At 72.2% G+C, this 15,663-nt stretch carries 15 protein-coding genes and 1 tRNA gene; 7 read left to right on the top strand and 9 right to left on the bottom strand.

Annotated elements, in window-relative coordinates:
- Nucleotide 1 precedes the first annotated feature (1 nt).
- The gene (locus ACZ7GZ_RS09625) at nt 2-589 is read right to left on the bottom strand and encodes a TetR/AcrR family transcriptional regulator (RefSeq protein WP_471022424.1); all 588 of its coding nucleotides are present in this window, start codon (nt 587-589) and stop codon (nt 2-4) included.
- Nucleotides 586-2,103 carry a 3-hydroxyacyl-CoA dehydrogenase gene (locus ACZ7GZ_RS09620; RefSeq protein WP_471022422.1) on the bottom strand — a complete coding sequence of 506 codons (1,518 nt, stop codon included), beginning with the start codon at nt 2,101-2,103 and terminating at the stop codon, nt 586-588. Before ACZ7GZ_RS09620 ends, ACZ7GZ_RS09625 begins: the two co-directional genes overlap by 4 nt.
- A gap of 206 nt (nt 2,104-2,309) precedes the next feature.
- Here ACZ7GZ_RS09620 and paaN point away from each other — a divergent pair, with 206 nt between their 5' ends.
- The gene (gene paaN / locus ACZ7GZ_RS09615) at nt 2,310-4,001 is read left to right on the top strand and encodes a phenylacetic acid degradation protein PaaN (protein WP_471022421.1); all 1,692 of its coding nucleotides are present in this window, start codon (nt 2,310-2,312) and stop codon (nt 3,999-4,001) included.
- Here paaN and ACZ7GZ_RS09610 read toward each other — a convergent pair.
- Genes ACZ7GZ_RS09610 through ACZ7GZ_RS09600 form a run of 3 tightly spaced genes read right to left on the bottom strand, consistent with a single transcriptional unit; the run spans nt 3,998 to nt 7,127 of the window.
- Entirely contained in the window at nt 3,998-4,753 is a 756-nt protein-coding gene (locus ACZ7GZ_RS09610) for a TrmH family RNA methyltransferase (protein WP_471022420.1), read from the bottom strand. The genes paaN and ACZ7GZ_RS09610 overlap by 4 nt on opposite strands.
- Nucleotides 4,750-6,039, bottom strand: coding sequence for an HTTM domain-containing protein (locus ACZ7GZ_RS09605; RefSeq protein ID WP_471022418.1), 1,290 nt, complete (start codon nt 6,037-6,039; stop codon nt 4,750-4,752). Before ACZ7GZ_RS09605 ends, ACZ7GZ_RS09610 begins: the two co-directional genes overlap by 4 nt.
- Entirely contained in the window at nt 6,036-7,127 is a 1,092-nt protein-coding gene (locus ACZ7GZ_RS09600) for a DUF5819 family protein (RefSeq protein ID WP_471022416.1), read from the bottom strand. The genes ACZ7GZ_RS09605 and ACZ7GZ_RS09600 overlap by 4 nt, the downstream gene beginning before the upstream one ends.
- A gap of 356 nt (nt 7,128-7,483) precedes the next feature.
- Here ACZ7GZ_RS09600 and paaA point away from each other — a divergent pair, with 356 nt between their 5' ends.
- The 6 genes from paaA (at nt 7,484) to ACZ7GZ_RS09570 (ending at nt 12,411) form a co-directional block, all read left to right on the top strand.
- On the top strand, nt 7,484-8,521 hold the full coding sequence (gene paaA, locus ACZ7GZ_RS09595; RefSeq protein ID WP_471022415.1) for a 1,2-phenylacetyl-CoA epoxidase subunit PaaA: 1,038 nt from the start codon (nt 7,484-7,486) through the stop codon (nt 8,519-8,521).
- The gene (gene paaB / locus ACZ7GZ_RS09590) at nt 8,518-8,805 is read left to right on the top strand and encodes a 1,2-phenylacetyl-CoA epoxidase subunit PaaB (RefSeq protein ID WP_014673816.1); all 288 of its coding nucleotides are present in this window, start codon (nt 8,518-8,520) and stop codon (nt 8,803-8,805) included. The genes paaA and paaB overlap by 4 nt, the downstream gene beginning before the upstream one ends.
- The gene (gene paaC / locus ACZ7GZ_RS09585; protein WP_471022414.1) at nt 8,802-9,533 is read left to right on the top strand and encodes a 1,2-phenylacetyl-CoA epoxidase subunit PaaC; all 732 of its coding nucleotides are present in this window, start codon (nt 8,802-8,804) and stop codon (nt 9,531-9,533) included. The genes paaB and paaC overlap by 4 nt, the downstream gene beginning before the upstream one ends.
- Nucleotides 9,527-10,054 (top strand): 1,2-phenylacetyl-CoA epoxidase subunit PaaD, encoded by a 528-nt coding sequence (gene paaD, locus ACZ7GZ_RS09580; protein ID WP_471022413.1) that lies wholly within the window; start codon nt 9,527-9,529, stop codon nt 10,052-10,054. The genes paaC and paaD overlap by 7 nt, the downstream gene beginning before the upstream one ends.
- Nucleotides 10,054-11,118 carry a 2Fe-2S iron-sulfur cluster-binding protein gene (locus tag ACZ7GZ_RS09575; protein ID WP_471022412.1) on the top strand — a complete coding sequence of 355 codons (1,065 nt, stop codon included), beginning with the start codon at nt 10,054-10,056 and terminating at the stop codon, nt 11,116-11,118. Before paaD ends, ACZ7GZ_RS09575 begins: the two co-directional genes overlap by 1 nt.
- 150 nt (nt 11,119-11,268) lie before the next feature.
- Nucleotides 11,269-12,411, top strand: coding sequence for an acyl-CoA dehydrogenase family protein (locus ACZ7GZ_RS09570; protein ID WP_471022410.1), 1,143 nt, complete (start codon nt 11,269-11,271; stop codon nt 12,409-12,411).
- A 121-nt stretch (nt 12,412-12,532) separates the two neighbouring features.
- Here the strand turns inward: ACZ7GZ_RS09570 and ACZ7GZ_RS09565 are convergent, their stop codons facing one another.
- From ACZ7GZ_RS09565 to ACZ7GZ_RS09550, 4 genes are all read right to left on the bottom strand, one after another.
- Nucleotides 12,533-12,862 carry a rhodanese-like domain-containing protein gene (locus ACZ7GZ_RS09565; RefSeq protein WP_471022638.1) on the bottom strand — a complete coding sequence of 110 codons (330 nt, stop codon included), beginning with the start codon at nt 12,860-12,862 and terminating at the stop codon, nt 12,533-12,535.
- A gap of 69 nt (nt 12,863-12,931) precedes the next feature.
- The gene (locus ACZ7GZ_RS09560) at nt 12,932-13,738 is read right to left on the bottom strand and encodes a hypothetical protein (RefSeq protein WP_471022409.1); all 807 of its coding nucleotides are present in this window, start codon (nt 13,736-13,738) and stop codon (nt 12,932-12,934) included.
- A gap of 76 nt (nt 13,739-13,814) precedes the next feature.
- Nucleotides 13,815-15,275, bottom strand: a complete 1,461-nt coding sequence (locus ACZ7GZ_RS09555) for a DUF2252 domain-containing protein (protein WP_471022408.1) — start codon at nt 15,273-15,275, stop codon at nt 13,815-13,817.
- A 218-nt stretch (nt 15,276-15,493) separates the two neighbouring features.
- Nucleotides 15,494-15,577: transfer RNA gene (locus tag ACZ7GZ_RS09550), tRNA-Leu, on the bottom strand.
- Nucleotides 15,578-15,663 lie beyond the last annotated feature (86 nt).

The raw sequence follows: 15,663 nt of genomic DNA, 5'->3' as shown, positions 1-15,663 counted from the left end.
ATCAGTCCCGGCTCAGGCCCGCGAAGGCCAGCCGCACCACCGCGTCGGCCACCTCCCGGTCACCGGCGCCCCGCGGGTCCGGCCGGTACCACTCCACGATCGAGTTGATCATTCCGAAGACCAGCCGGGTGGCCAGGCGGACCTCGACGTCGCCGCGTACGTCCCCGTCGGCCGCCGCGGCCTTCAGCAGTTCCGCTACCCGGTGGTCGAAGTCGCGGCGCCGCTCCAGCGCCCATCGCTCGGTCGCGGTGTTGCCGCGCACGCGCAGCAGCAGCGTCACGTACGGCAGCTCGCCTATGAGCACCTCGACCATGCGCCGCACGACGTGTTCCAGCCGGTCGACGGGGCGCCCCACGCACGCGTGCTCCTCCGCCAGGATGGCGAACAGACCGTCCAGGGCGCGGCTGACCGCCCGGCGCAGCAGCTCTTCCTTGCCGCTGACGTGGTGGTAGATCGAGGACTTGGAGATGCCGGCCGCCTTGGAGAGGTGCTCCATGGAGGTGCCGTCGTAGCCGCGCTCGTTGAAGACCTGCACGGCCACGGAGAGCAGCGTCTCGGGTGTGTACGTGTCGCGCCTGGCCGTGGTCATGAGGTGCCCTCCCGCTTGTCGTCGATGGCGTACGCGTGGCGGTAGAGCGCGAGGGAGGGTGCGTAACGTCCGGAGGGGTCGCGCTCGTGCATCTCGTCCAGGACGTCGAACGCGAACTCGCGGCCGAGCCTGCGGTCCCACTCGAAGGGGCCGAGCGGGTAGTTCACACCGAGGCGCATGGCCGTGTCGACGTCCTCCTCGGTGGCCACGCCCTTGGCGACGGCGTCATGGGCGAGGTCGATGATACGGGCGACGGTACGCGCGACGATCATGCCGGGGACGTCGCCGATGACGCTGACGTCCTTGCCGAGGGCCTGGAAGAGGCCGGTGGCCTCGGTGAGGGTCTGCGGCGAGGTGTCGGCAGACGCGGACAGCGCGATGCGGGTGGCCGCGCGGTAGTCCAGGGCGAGGTCGAAGTAGACGACGTCCCGGAACTCCACACAGGTCTGCCCGTCGGCGAGGACCAGCTGGCCACCGCTCGGCAGCACCAGGCGGGTGCCGTTGTCCTCGTCCTCCTCGCGGACCTGGATGCCCGCCTCGCGGATCAGCGTGAGCAGTTCGGCCGCGGGGCCGAGGCCGCCTTCGGCGACGACGTACGCGGGCGGCTGCTCCTTGTCGGCGGTGTGCGGCTCGGGGCGCTCGGCGCCTTCGGCGTGGTCGTACCAGCCGTGCCCGGTCTTGCGGCCGAGGCGGCCGGACTCCACCAGCCGCCGCTGGGCCAGGGACGGGGTGAAGCGCACGTCCTGGAAGAAGGACTGCCACACGGAGTGGGTCACGGACTCGTTGACGTCCTGCCCGATCAGGTCGGTCAGCTCGAAGGCGCCCATCCTGAAGCCGCCGGACCCGCGCAGGACGGCGTCGATGGTGGCCGGGTCGGCGGCCTGGGCCTCGTAGACCGCGAAGGCCTCGGCGTAGAACGGCCGGGCGATCCGGTTGACGATGAACCCCGGGGTGTCGGCGCAGGCCACCGGGGTCTTGCCCCAGGCGCGGGCGGTCTCGTACGCGCGCGTGGCCGACGTGACGTCGGTGGCGAACCCGGAGACGACCTCGACCAGCGGCAGCAGCGGCGCCGGATTGAAGAAGTGCAGTCCCACGAAGCGGCCGGGATGACGCAAGGCGCCGCCGATGGCCGTCACCGACAGCGAGGAGGTGTTGGTGGCGAGCAGGCAGTCCTCGGCGACGACCTCCTCCAACTCGCCGAAGAGCTGCTGTTTGACGTCCAGCCGCTCCACGACGGCCTCGACGACCAGCCCGCAGTCCGCCAGCTCCGCAAGGCTCTCCGCCGGCTCGAGGCGGGCGCGGGCCGCGTCCCGGTCGGCACCGGTGAGCTTCCCCTTGGCCACGAGCCGGTCGAGGCGGGCGCCGATCGCTGCGGCCGCGTCCCGGGCGCGCCCGGCGACGGCGTCGTACAGCCGCACCGGGTGGCCGGCGACCAGCGCGACCTGGGCGATGCCCTGGCCCATGGTCCCGGTGCCGACGACGGCCACGGGGCTGCTGAGGTCGAGTGCTGTCATGTGCGCGATCCTCCCGCACGACGTTTTCCACAGATGCGGCGGACCCCCTTGTCCCGACCGATCGTTCGGTTACTCTAGCTCTGACCGTCCCGCCCGTCATCACCCTGATCGAGGCGCTTCGCGCCGCACCCCTCGATTGCCTGTCCATGTTTCTGCCCAGGTCATGAACTCGACGACGAGTTCTCCCGACGAGGAGTTGGTCCCGTATGGCCGCCGAACTGACCACCGACGAGCTGATCGCGAAGCACCGGCCCACTCTCGACCAGGCCCTGGAAGCGATCCGTACGCGCGCGTACTGGTCCCCGCATCCCGAGCATCCCAAGGCCTACGGCGAGAACGGCAGCCTGGACGCGGCGGCGGGCAAGGCCGCCTTCGACGCCCTGCTGAACTCCCGCCTCGACCTCGGCCAGCCCGGCACGGACGACTGGGTGGGCGGTGAGGTCTCGCCGTACGGCATCGAGCTGGGCGTGACCTACCCGCACGCGGACGTCGACACCCTGCTGCCCGCGATGAAGGCCGGACAGCAGGCCTGGCGGGACGCGGGCGCCGAGCTGCGGGCCGCGGTCTGCGTGGAGATCCTCAAGCGGATCAGCGACCGGACGCACGAGTTCGCGCACGCGGTCATGCACACCAGCGGCCAGGCGTTCATGATGGCGTTCCAGGCGGGTGGCCCGCACGCCCAGGACCGCGGCCTGGAGGCGGTGGCGTACGCGTACGCGGAGCAGGTCCGCACGCCCGGGACGGCGGAGTGGAACAAGCCCCAGGGCAAGCGTGACCCGCTCGTCCTCAGCAAGCGGTTCACGCCGGTGCCGCGCGGCATCGGCCTGGTCATCGGCTGCAACACCTTCCCGACCTGGAACGGCTATCCGGGCCTGTTCGCCTCCCTGGCGACGGGCAACGCGGTCCTGGTCAAGCCGCACCCGCGCGCGGTGCTGCCGCTCGCGCTGACCGTGCAGGTGGCCCGGGACGTGCTCGCCGCGGCCGGCTTCGACCCGAACCTGGTCGCGCTGGCCGCCGAGCGCCCCGGCGAGGGCATCGCCAAGACCCTCGCCACCCGCCCCGAGATCCGGATCATCGACTACACCGGGTCGACGTCCTTCGGTGACTGGCTGGAGGCCAACGCCCGCCAGGCGCAGGTCTACACCGAGAAGGCCGGCGTCAACACGGTGATCGTGCACTCCACGGACGACTACAAGGGCATGCTGTCCAACCTGGCGTTCTCGCTGTCCCTGTACAGCGGCCAGATGTGCACCACCCCGCAGAACCTGCTGATCCCCAGGGACGGCATCCGGACCGAGCAGGGCGCCAAGACCTTCGACGAGGTCAGCGCCGACATCGCCCGCGCGGTCGACGGCCTCCTCGGCGACGACACGCGCGCGAACGCGCTGCTGGGCGCCATCGTCAACCCCGACGTCAAGGCCCGCCTGGAAGCCGCCGCCGGCCTCGGTGAAGTCGCCCTCGCCTCCCGAGAGATCACCAACCCGGAGTTCCCGGACGCGGTGGTCCGTACGCCCGTTCTCGTCAAGCTGGACGGCGCCAAGCCGGACGACGAGGCCGCCTACATGAGCGAGTGCTTCGGCCCGGTCTCCTTCGCCGTCGCCGTCGACTCGGTGACCGACGCCGTGGAGCTGCTGCGCCGCACGGTCCGCGAGAAGGGCGCGATGACGGTCGGCGCCTACACCACCGACCCCGGGGTCGAGCAGGCCGTCGAGGAGGTGTGCCTGCAGGAGGCGGCCCAGCTGTCGCTCAACCTGACCGGCGGGGTGTACGTCAACCAGACGGCGGCGTTCTCCGACTTCCACGGCTCGGGCGGCAACCCGGCGGCGAACGCCGCGCTGTGCGACGGCGCGTTCGTGGCGAACCGGTTCCGGGTCGTCGAGGTGCGTCGGGAGGCCTAGGGAGCCGGGACCGCGCCCCCGGTCGCGCTCCAGTGGTACAGCGTCATCGCCACGCTGGTGGCGAGGTTGTAGCTGGAGACCTGGGGGCGCATCGGCAGGGCCAGCAGATGGTCGGCACGCGCGCGCAGCTCGGCCGACAGTCCGCTGCGCTCCGAGCCGAACGCCAGCACGGCGTCGTCGGGCAGCCTGGTGCCGCGGATGTCCTCGCCCTCCGGGTCGAGCGCGAACAGCGGCCCGGCCGGCAGCTCGTCGACGCCGAGGCGTTCCACGGCGGTCGCGAAGTGCAGGCCGGCGCCGCCGCGGACCACCGTGGGATGCCAGGGGTCGAGCGTGCCCGTGGTGACCACCCCGGTCGCCCCGAAGCCGGCGGCCAGCCGGATCACGGCACCGGCGTTGCCCAGGTTGCGGGGGTTGTCCAGGACCACGACCGGGGCGGTGCGCGGCGTGCGGGCCAGCGCGCGCAGGTTGTCCTCGCGTGACGGCCGTACGGCGAGCGCGGCCACGCCGGTCGGGTGGGGCCGCGGGACGAGGGAGGCGTAGATCTGCGCGGACACCTCCGTGAGCAGCGTGTCCAGCGCGTCCCGTACGTCGTCGGCCAGTTCCCCGGCGAGGGCGAGCGCGGCCCGCCGGTCGGTGGTGACCGCCACCGGGATCTGGGCCCCGAAACGCAGCGCGTGTTTGAGGGCATGGAAACCGTCGAGCAGCACGGCGGCATCGGCGTGCGCGCGCCAGCGGGTCAGCGGGTCGGTCATGCGGTGAACTCTGCCCCACGCTCGGCCGCGCTCGCACGGGGGGACGACCCCCATCGGCCCTGCGCGCTCTCCTCAGGCGTCTCTTCGGGCGCCTCTTCAGGCGCCTCTTCGGGGGAGGAGCGGGGTGCGGGCACCGTACGGTCGTCACGCCGGACGATCCGCGCACGCGCGCGTGCCACCAGCGCGCCCAGCCGGCGCAGGAACGGCGTAGGCAGGAAGACCGCGTCCGCGGTGATCATCGCCAGGGAGAAGAACGGCAGTCCGAGGACGACCGCGATCACCGCGTGCTCGAGCATCATCACCACCAGCAGGACGTTCTTGACCCGCCGGTTGAACAGGGTGAACGGGAAGGCGACCTGCACCATGACCGTGCCGTAGGCGGCGGCCATCATGACCGTTCCGCTGGAGGACATCAGGTCGGCGAGTCCGGGCCAGGGCGAGAAGTAGTCCAGGTGGAGGGGGTAGTAGACGGCGGTGCCGTCCTGCCAGCGCGAGCCCTGGATCTTGTACCAGCCGGCCGTCGCGTAGATCAGACAGGCCTCCGCCATGATCACGAACAGGGCGCCGTTGTGCAGGACGTTGGCGATGACGTCCAGCAGCATCCGCGGCTCGGGGGACTTCACCCAGCGGCCGACGGCCCACCACAGGCCGAGCACGGCCCAGGCCGTCCACAGCAGCGCCGGAATCAGCCAGCCGTTGTCGAAGCGGCCGGTGAACGTCGCCAGGAGCAGCGCCAGGCCGAGCACTGCCCACAGGGCCGGCCCCGACCGGTCGGCGGGAACCCGCTCCCCACGCGCGCGTGCCGCCCCGGCGCGCGCCGCCCGCCGCGCGTCCAGGGACCACACCTGTCCGCACCGGGTGAAGACGAGATACAGGGACATCAGGTGCAGGACGTTGTCGCCACCGTCGCCGACGAAGACGCTGCGGTTCTGCAGCGACAGCACACCCACCATGAACAGCACGGACGCCGTCCGGGTACGCCAGCCGAGCAGCAGCGCCGCACTGGCGAGTATCGCCAGCGCGTAGCAGCACTCGAACCACGGTTGCCCGTCGGACCACAGCAGAGTCGTGAAGGCGTGGTTGTCGGCGGTCAGCTCCTTGGCAAGGTTCCAGCCCCACGGTCCGGCCGGGCCGTACAGCTCCTGGCGGTGGGGGAACTCGCGCAGCAGGAACAGCAGCCAGGTCCCGGCGAAGCCGATGCGGATCACGGCGCTCTGGTACGGCCCCAGGGCCGCCCCGGTCACACGGGCGATCCCGCGCGACAGGCTCAGGGAGAACTGGTTCACCGCACACCTCCGGCGGCCTCGTCGGGGGTCACCGTCCACCAGGGCACCACGCGGTAGACCGGCTTGTCGGACACCCGCTCACGGCTCCAGGCGGGCGGCTGCACGTTGGTGGTGCTGGAACGGACCTGCACCCGCTGGATGACGCCGTCCCGGCTGATCGGATCGCTCCGGTACAGGCGCATCACGACGATCCGGCGCACGTACTGCTCGGAGAGGGAACCGCGCGTGCCGACGGGACGGTTGTCCGCGGTGTGCGTGGCGGCGAAGAAGTCCCAGGCGCGGCGCAGCTCGTTCTGCTGGGTGTGGCTGGGCACCGGGTTGCCGTCGATGGCGGCGCCGTCCCGGGCGGACAGGTCGGTCCAGCCGGTGGTGCGCAGGCTGCCGTCCTTCATCTGCACCTCGGCCCGCACCTGGACGGCGACGTTCTGCTGCAGCGGGTTCGGGGCGAACAGCTTCCAGTTCTGCTCGAACTCCGGGTACACCCACTGCTCCACCGCCTTGCCGTGCTGCTTGGTGACCGTGTTCTCAGGGGCGAGGCTGAGAAACACCATCAGCAGATGCACACAGGCGGCAACACCCACCACCGCGAGCGCCAGCGCCGCGGCGACCTGATAGCGGGGGGAGAGGGCGGCTACCCCGGTACGGGGGGCGGGGGGCGGCGGAGTGACGTCGGACCCGGCCGCTGCGGCCGGGGGTGCGGGCACACCGGGCTCATCCGTCTGAGCCGTCGTGACTGCTGTGGCCGACGAGGCCTGGGCGTCTTTCCGCGCGGTGTGGGCCCGCCGAGCCTCGCGGTTGCTCCGGGCCGCTTGGGAAGGCAGGGCTGCAGCGACCTCTCGCCCTCCCCGCGCCACCGGGGCCGCCTGCGCGCCGTCCGCGTCGCGGGAGCCGTCGGCCGCCGCCGCATCCTCCCGGGCCGCCGCGTCCGCGTCCTCCGGGGTGTCCGCGTCGGCCGGGCGGTCGGCGTCGGCTGGGCGGTCGGCGTCGGCTGGGCGGTCGGCGTCGGCTGCGGATTCCTCCGGGAGACGCGCCCCCGCCGACCCGCTGGGCCCGAGTCGGGCCCGCGGGTCCTCGTCGTACGCGTCCATTCCGCCCCGTCCCCGTTTCGGCTCATTCGTTCGGCTCAGTGGCCCGGCTCCGTGATGCGGCGCCCGCCACGACCACCCCATGATTCACGTACGCCACTCCCGGCGTCCACGGAACGGTACTCAGCCCCGGCCACCGGGCGCAGCCCCGGGTACGGGACCCGGCCGTGGTCCTCGCCACGCCGTACGGCTCCAGCACCCCGCCGTACGCGCCCTCCCACTTCCTTGTCCACAGGCCGCCCACCGAGTTTTCCACAGCGGTTGACACCCCACACCGGCCCGGCACACCATTGATTCCGCACGGACCGAACGATCGGTCGGGAAAGGTTCACCGAAGAGCCCGAAGTCAGGGGGACCGCATGGCCACAGCAGCCGCGCAGCGCACGGCCCGCACGGAGGCGGACGGCGCACCGGACACCGTCGACACGGCGGCCTACCAGCACGCCTTCGACGCGGCCGTGGCCGCAGACGAACGCATCGAACCCCGCGACTGGATGCCCGACGCGTACCGCGCGACGCTGGTCCGGCAGATCGCGCAGCACGCCCACTCCGAGATCATCGGCATGCAGCCGGAGGCCAACTGGATCACTCGCGCGCCCTCCCTGCGGCGCAAGGCGATCCTGATGGCCAAAGTCCAGGACGAAGCCGGCCACGGCCTGTACCTGTACAGCGCGGCCGAGACCCTCGGCACCGGCCGCGACGAACTGCTGGACAAGCTGCACAGCGGCCGCCAGAAGTACTCCTCGATCTTCAACTACCCGACGCTGACCTGGGCCGACGTCGGCGCAATCGGCTGGCTGGTGGACGGCGCCGCGATCACCAACCAGGTGCCGCTGTGCCGCTGCTCCTACGGCCCGTACGCCCGCGCGATGGTGCGGATCTGCAAGGAGGAGTCCTTCCACCAGCGCCAGGGCTACGAGCTGCTGCTGGCCCTCAGCAAGGGCACCCCGGAACAGCACGCGATGGCACAGGACGCCGTCGACCGCTGGTGGTGGCCCTCGCTGATGATGTTCGGCCCGCCCGACGACGAGTCCCAGCACTCGGCACAGTCGATGGAATGGAAGATCAAGCGCCACTCCAACGACGAGCTGCGCCAGCGCTTCGTCGACATCTGCGTCCCCCAGGCCGAGTCCCTGGGCCTCACCCTCCCCGACCCGGACCTGCGGTGGAACGAGGAGCGCGGGCACCACGACTTCGGCCCGATCGACTGGACGGAGTTCTGGGAGGTCCTCAAGGGCAACGGCCCGTGCAACGAACAGCGGATCACCCAGCGCCGGCGCGCCCACACCGAGGGCGCATGGGTGCGGGAAGCGGCCGCCGCCTACGCGGCCAAACACACCGGCGGCACGGACGGCACCGGTGCGGCAGGACACGAGACAGGAGCGCAGCGAGCATGAGCACCACCGACTGGCCCCTGTGGGAGGTCTTCGTGCGCTCCCGGCGCGGCCTCTCCCACACCCACGCCGGCAGCCTGCACGCCCCCGACGCGGAACTGGCCCTGCGCAACGCCCGCGACCTGTACACCCGCCGCGGTGAGGGCGTGTCGATCTGGGTCGTACCGGCCGCCGCGATCACCGCGTCCTCGCCGGACGAGAAGGACCCGTTCTTCGAACCGGCCGCCGACAAGCCGTACCGGCACCCGACCTTCTACGAGATCCCGGAAGGGGTGAAGCACCTGTGACCGCCACCGGCCCCGCCACCGTCCCGGTGACCGCCGCGCTCGCCCTCGGCGACGACGCCCTGGTGCTCTCCCACCGGCTGGGGGAGTGGGCCGGGCACGCCCCCGTCCTGGAGGAGGAGGTCGCCCTCGCCAACATCGCCCTCGACCTGCTCGGGCAGGCGCGGGTGCTGCTGTCCCTGGCCGGTGACGAGGACGAACTGGCCTACCTGCGCGAGGAGCGGGCCTTCCGCAACCTCCAGCTGGTCGAGCAGCCGAACGGCGACTTCGCCCACACGATCGCCCGCCAGCTGTACTTCTCCACCTACCAGCACCTGCTCTACGCCGAACTGACCGCAGGCGACGGCCCGTTCGCACCCCTCGCCGCGAAGGCGGTCAAGGAGGTCGCCTACCACCGCGACCACGCCGAGCAGTGGACGCTCCGCCTCGGTGACGGCACGGAGACCAGCCACGAGCGGATGCGCCGCGCCTGCGAGGCGCTGTGGAGGTTCACCGGTGAGCTGTTCCAGCCGGTGGAGGGCCTCGACGCCGACTGGGCCGGCCTGGACGCACGCTGGCAGGAATCCGTCGCAGACGTCCTCACCCGTGCGACCCTCCCCCTCCCCGAGGGCCCGCGCACCGGCGCCTGGTCGGCCGGTGCCGGCCGGCAGGGCCTGCACACCGAGCCGTTCGGACGGATGCTCGCCGAGATGCAGCATCTGCACCGCAGCCACCCGGGGGCGTCATGGTGACCGCCACCGCCCTGGAAGCGGAGCTGCTGGAGCTGGCCGGCTCGGTCCCCGACCCCGAACTGCCGGTGCTCACGCTCCAGGAGCTGGGAGTGGTACGCGCGGTACGCCTCCTCGGCAGCGACACGGTCGAGGTCGATCTGACCCCCACCTACACCGGTTGCCCCGCCATCGAGGCGATGAGCGTGGACATCGAACGGGTGCTGCGGGCCCACGGCATGCGCGAGGTCACAGTCCGCACGGTGCTCGCACCGGCCTGGACGACCGACGACATCAGCCCCGAAGGCCGCTCCAAACTCCGGGAGTTCGGCATCGCTCCCCCGCGCGTGCACAGCGCCCCCGGCCCGGTTCCGCTGACCCTCGGCCCGACGCGCACGCACCAGACGCAGGCCGAACCGGTCCGCTGCCCGCACTGCGGATCCGCCGACACCGAGCTGCTGAGCAGGTTCTCCTCCACCGCGTGCAAGGCCCTGCGCCGCTGCCTCGCCTGCCGTGAACCGTTCGACCACTTCAAGGAGTTGTGATGGCACGCTTCCACCCGCTCCCGGTGGCCGCGGTCGACCGGATCACCGACGACTCCGTCGCCCTGACCTTCACCGTCCCGCCCGGACTGCGCGAGGAGTACCGGCACGCGGCCGGCCAGCACCTGGCGCTGCGCCGACGGGTCGACGGCACCGAGATCCGGCGCACGTACTCGATCTGCTCCCCCGCGCCCGACCCGGCCGGCGCGGGCCCGGACAGCCTGACAGTGGGCGTGCGGCTGGTGGACGGAGGGGCTTTCTCCACCTACGCGCTGAAGGAGATCAACGTCGGCGACGAGCTGGAGGTGATGACCCCGGCCGGTCGCTTCACCCTGGAACCGGCGCCGGGGCTGTACGCGGCGGTCGTCGGCGGCAGCGGCATCACCCCGGTGCTGTCCATCGTCGCCACACTGCTGGCACGCGAGCCGGCGTCCCGGTTCTGCCTGATACGCAGCGACCGCACGGCCGCCTCGACGATGTTCCTGGAGGAGGTCGCCGACCTGAAGGACCGCTACCCCGAGCGGCTTCAGCTGGTGACCGTGCTCTCCCGCGAGGAGCAGCAGGCGGGCCTGCCGTCCGGCCGGCTCGACCGGGAGCGGCTCACCGGACTGCTGCCCGCGCTGCTGCCGGTCGGCGACGTCACGGGCTGGTTCCTGTGCGGGCCGTTCGGACTGGTGCAGGGCGCGGAGAAGGCGCTGCGCGAGCTGGGCGTGGACCGGTCCCGTATCCACCAGGAGATCTTCCATGTGGACGCGGGCTCGCCGCCGGCCGCCGCCACCGGGACGCCCGCCCACAGCACGGTCATCGCCCGGCTCGACGGGCGCGGTGGCACCTGGCCGGTGCGGGAGGGCGAGTCCCTGCTGGAGACGGTCCTGCGCAACCGCCCCGACGCGCCCTACGCCTGTAAGGGCGGGGTGTGCGGGACATGCCGCGCCTTCCTGGTCTCGGGCGAGGTCCGCATGGACCGCAATTTCGCACTGGAGACGGAGGAGACGGAAGCCGGATATGTACTGGCCTGCCAGTCGCATCCGCTGACGGAGCAGGTGGAGCTGGACTTCGACCGCTGAGGCCTGCACGGGGCCGACTCGGCTTGGGGTGGGGAGGGGGGAGGGGAGGGAGGCCCCCAGGAACACAGCGGCTCCGCACCGTTCCCTTCTCCTAGAACCTGTTCTATCTTGACGCCCCGTCAGGTGACCGCACCGTCGGAGGGATAGGCCGTGGACTTCACCTTCACCGAGGAGCAGCGGGCGGCGGCCGAGGCGGCGCGCGGGGTGTTCGCCGACGTGGTGCCGGACGCGGTGCCCAGCCCGGCGCTCACCACCGGAGCCGTGGCCGAGGGCTTCGACCGTCGGCTGTGGTCCCGGCTGGCCGAGGCGGACCTGCTGAGTCTGCTGCTCGACGAGGCACACGGCGGTTCCGGTCTGGACGCGATCGCGCTGTGCCTGGTGCTGCGTGAGTCCGCCAAGGTTCTCGCCCGGGTGCCGCTGCTGGAGCACAGCGCGGCGGCAGCGGCCGTACAGGCCTATGGCGGTGCGGAGTTGGCGGAACGCCTCCTGGCTCCGGCCGGACGGGGCGAACTGGTGCTGACCGTCGCGGCGAACGGCCGCAGTGGCCACGACCCGGCCGAACTGGCCGTGGGCGCAGGGCGGGAGGGCTCGGCCTGGGTGCTGGACGGGGTGCAGACGGCGGTGCCGTGGGCGTACGACGCGGACCTCGTCGTCGTACCGGCCCACGTCGAGGGCACGGCCGCCGACCGGACCGTCCTCGCGCTGGTACCGCGCGAGCGGGACGGGGTGGTCCTCGCCGAGCAGGTGTCCACCAGCGGGGAGCGGCTGGCCGAAGTGCGGCTCGCGTCGGTACGGATCGAGGCGGGCGAGGTCATCGAGGCCGACGGCGCCTGGGCGTGGCTGTATGGGCTGCTGGCCACCGGCACCTGCGCGCTGGCGCTCGGTCTGGGCGAGCGGGTGCTGCGCATGACCGCCGAGTACACCGGCAAGCGGGAGCAGTTCGGGTATCCGATCGCGACCTTCCAGGCGGTGGCCGTACAGGCCGCAGACCGGTACGTCGATCTGCGCGCCATGGAGGCCACGCTCTGGCAGGCCGCCTGGCGGATCGCCTCCGGGGCACCGGGGGCGCTGCCGGTGGCCGGGGATGTCGCGGTGGCGAAGATCTGGGCGGCGGAGGGGGTACGCCGGGTGGTGCAGACGGCGCAGCATCTGCACGGCGGGTTCGGGGCCGACACCGACTACCCGCTGCACCGCTATCACGCCTGGGCCAAGCACCTGGAGCTGGCGCTCGGCCCGGCTGCGGCGCACGAGGAGAGCCTCGGGGACCTGCTGGCCGCCCATCCGCTGGGCTGACCCCGCGGCCCCGCGGCTCTGGGGCGCCGGGGCGCCGGGGCGCCGGGGCGGGCTACAACACGAAGGCGGGCCGGAACCCGAGGCGGGCTACAACACCGAGCCCGGCGACCGCCAGGACGAGCTACAGCACCAGGCCCGGCCCGCCGTCGTCTGTGATCACCGGGCGGCCCGCGGCCTGCCAGACCTGCATGCCTCCGTCGACGTTCACCGCGTCGATGCCCTGCTGGACCAGGTACATGGTGACCTGCGCCGAGCGGCCGCCGGAGCGGCAGATGACGTGGACGCGGCCGTCCTGCGGGGCGGCGTCGGTCAGCTCTCCGTAGCGGGCCACGAACTCGCTGATGGGGATGTGCAGTGCTCCCTCGGCGTGGCCCGCCTGCCACTCGTCGTCCTCGCGGACGTCCAGCAGGAAGTCACCGTCCTTGAGGTCCGTGATCTCGACCGTGGGCACACGAGCTGCGAAATTCATGTCCCCGACGCTACCCGAAGGTCCCGCGGGCGTCCGGAACCGCGGTGCGGCTCAGTCCCGCCCCTGCAGGGCCGCCAGTTCCGCCTCCCGCTGGGCGATGTCGGCGCGCAGCCTGTCGGCGATCTCGTCGAGCAGCCCGTCGGGGTCGTCCGGGGCGAGCCGGAGCATGCCGGCGATCGCGCCCTCCTCCAGTTCGCGGGCGACGAGGGTGAGCATCTCCTTGCGCTGGGCGAGCCATTCGAGGCGGGCGTACAGCTCCTCGGCGGGGCTCGGTCGCCGCTCGGGCGGTACCGGGCCGGCGGCCCACTCCTCGGCCAGCTCCTTCAGCAGTGCCTCGTCACCGCGGGCGTAGGCCGCGTTGAGGCGGGTGAGGAATTCCTCACGCCGGCGGCGTTCCTCTTCCTCCTGTGCGAGGTCGGGGTGGGACTTGCGGGCCAGCTCGCGGTAGAGCTTGCGGGCCTCCTCGCTGGGCCGCACCCGCTGCGGGGGCCGTACGGCCTGGCCGGTCAGCATGGCGGCGGCTTCCGGGAACAGGCCGTGGCCGTCCATCCAGCCGTGCAGCAGTTCCTCCACGCCGGGGATCGGCATCACCCGGGCGCGGGCCTCCTCGGCGCGGCGGATGTCCTCCGGGTCACCGGTGCGGGCGGCCTTCGCCTCGGCGATCTCGGCGTCCAGCTCCTCGATGCGGGCGTAGAGCGGGCCGAGTCTCTGTTCGTGCAGCCGGGAGAAGTTCTCGACCTCGACACGGAACGTCTCGACGGCGATCTCGTACTCGATCAACGCCTGCTCGGCGGCCCGTACGGCCCGCTCGAGCCGTTCCTCGGGCCGCGGGGCCTGATCGGCTTCCGGGGTCGTCACGCGACCAGGGTAGGCGATGCGGCCCCGTGTCCCTCGGGGAGATGCGGTTCCGCCCTCTGAGCCCCTCAGTCAGGCCTCAGACTCCCAGCTCAGCCGCGATCCGCCCCTCCCGGATTCCCTTGACCAGTTCGGTGTGGTCCGCCTCCGTGCGGTCGGCGTAGGTGACGGCGAAGGTGGCTGTCGCCTCGTCCAGTTCCTCGTTCTTGCCGCAGTACCCGGCGATCAGCCGTGGGTCGGCGCTGTGGGAGTGGGCGCGGGCCAGCAGGGCGCCGGTCATGCGGCCGTAGTCGTCGATCTGGTCGGCGGCGAGGGCGGCGGGGTCCACGCTGCCCTTGCGGTTGCGGAACTGGCGCACCTGGAAGGGGCGCCCGTCGACGGTCGTCCAGCCGAGCAGGATGTCGCTGACGACCTGCATGCGCTTCTGCCCGAGGACCACCCGGCGGCCCTCGTGCTGCGCCGGGGGCGCCTCGAACCCGGCCGTGGCCAGGTGCGGGACGAGCGCGGAGGGCCGGGCCTCTTTCGCCTGGAGCACCAGCGGCTGCTCACGGTGGTCGAGGAGCAGCACGACGTAGGAGCGGGTGCCGACGCTGCCGGTGCCGACGACCCGGAAGGCCACGTCGTGCACCGCGTGCCGGGCGAGCAGGGGATGCCGGTCCTCGGACAGGGTCGTCAGGTACTCCTCCAGGGACGCGGCGACGGCGTGGGCCTCGGCGTCGGGGATGCGGCGCAGGACCGGTGAGGCGTCCACGAACCGGCGTCCGCCGTCCGCCGCCGCCTCGGTCGACTTCGCCGCGAACCGGCCGCTGGTGTTGGCGCGGGCCTTCTCCGAGACGCGCTGCAGGGTGCCGAGCAGGTCGTGGGCGTCGGTGTGGGAGACCAGTTCCTCGTCGGCGATGGCGTTCCAGGCGTCGAGGACGGGCAGCTTGGCCAGCAGCCGCATGGTGCGGCGGTAGGCGCCGACCGCGTCGCGTGCGGCCGCGCGGCAGGTGTCCTCGTCGGCGCCGGCTTCCCGCCCGGCGAGCACCAGGGAGGCCGCGAGCCGCTTCAGGTCCCACTCCCAGGGGCCGTGCACGGTCTCGTCGAAGTCGTTCAGGTCGATGACGAGGTCACCGCGGGCGTCGCCGTACAGGCCGAAGTTGGCCGCGTGGGCGTCTCCGCATATCTGGGCGCCGATGCCGGTCATGGGCGTGCGGGCCAGGTCGTGGGCCATGAGTCCGGCCGAGCCGCGCAGGAAGGCGAACGGGGTGGCCGCCATGCGGCCGACGCGGATGGGGGTCAGCTCCGGGATCCGGCCGGCGTTGGAGGCGGTGACCGCGCTCACCGCGTCGGGGCGGGAGGTGTCCAGGTCGAGCATGCGGTGCGCGGCGCGCGGCACGCTGGTCCGCAGCGCCTTGCCCTCCTCCTTGGGTGAGCCCTGCCGCGGCCACTGGGCGAATCCGCGCACCCGCGGCAGCCGGCGCATCTGCCCGTCCGCGATCACTTCCCCACCGGTTCCGGTCACCGCGACCGCCTCCCCCACGCCCTTCGGCACGAACATCAACTCGTGCAGACCGTACAACCGGCGTGCGGAACGCGTCAGGCCCTGTGGACAACGAGCTGTGGACGACGAGCTGTGGACAACCCGGCGCCGGCGGCGAGCCGGCGGGAGAGCTTCCTCACATCGGAAGGAGCTGGGGATACGACCACGGGCCGTACATGTGGGCGCATATACGACTACGGGCCCACCGTTTTCACGATGGGCCCGTAGCCTCTCTGTGCGCGAGGGGGGAGTTGAACCCCCACGCCCTTGCGGGCACTGGAACCTGAATCCAGCGCGTCTGCCTATTCCGCCACCCGCGCATTGGGTGTGTCTTCCGGTCCCGTCCCTTTCGGGCCGGCCCCTTCCGACATCCAGAACATTAGCACGTCGTATGGGGTGGGTTCAC

Source organism: Streptomyces sp. NPDC037288, from assembly GCF_055603265.1.
Note: the sequence above shows the minus strand (reverse complement) of the source record. Positions and strands in the feature narration are given on the sequence as shown.

Coding starts and splice junctions, on each gene's coding strand:
- ACZ7GZ_RS09625 (WP_471022424.1), bottom strand. CDS start 589: ATGACCACGGCCAGGCGCGACACGTACACACCCGAGACGCTGCTCTCC.
- paaN (WP_471022421.1), top strand. CDS start 2,310: ATGGCCGCCGAACTGACCACCGACGAGCTGATCGCGAAGCACCGGCCC.
- ACZ7GZ_RS09600 (WP_471022416.1), bottom strand. CDS start 7,127: ATGGACGCGTACGACGAGGACCCGCGGGCCCGACTCGGGCCCAGCGGG.
- paaA (WP_471022415.1), top strand. CDS start 7,484: ATGGCCACAGCAGCCGCGCAGCGCACGGCCCGCACGGAGGCGGACGGC.
- paaD (WP_471022413.1), top strand. CDS start 9,527: ATGGTGACCGCCACCGCCCTGGAAGCGGAGCTGCTGGAGCTGGCCGGC.
- ACZ7GZ_RS09610 (WP_471022420.1), bottom strand. CDS start 4,753: ATGACCGACCCGCTGACCCGCTGGCGCGCGCACGCCGATGCCGCCGTG.
- paaB (WP_014673816.1), top strand. CDS start 8,518: ATGAGCACCACCGACTGGCCCCTGTGGGAGGTCTTCGTGCGCTCCCGG.
- ACZ7GZ_RS09575 (WP_471022412.1), top strand. CDS start 10,054: ATGGCACGCTTCCACCCGCTCCCGGTGGCCGCGGTCGACCGGATCACC.
- ACZ7GZ_RS09555 (WP_471022408.1), bottom strand. CDS start 15,275: ATGTTCGTGCCGAAGGGCGTGGGGGAGGCGGTCGCGGTGACCGGAACC.
- ACZ7GZ_RS09620 (WP_471022422.1), bottom strand. CDS start 2,103: ATGACAGCACTCGACCTCAGCAGCCCCGTGGCCGTCGTCGGCACCGGG.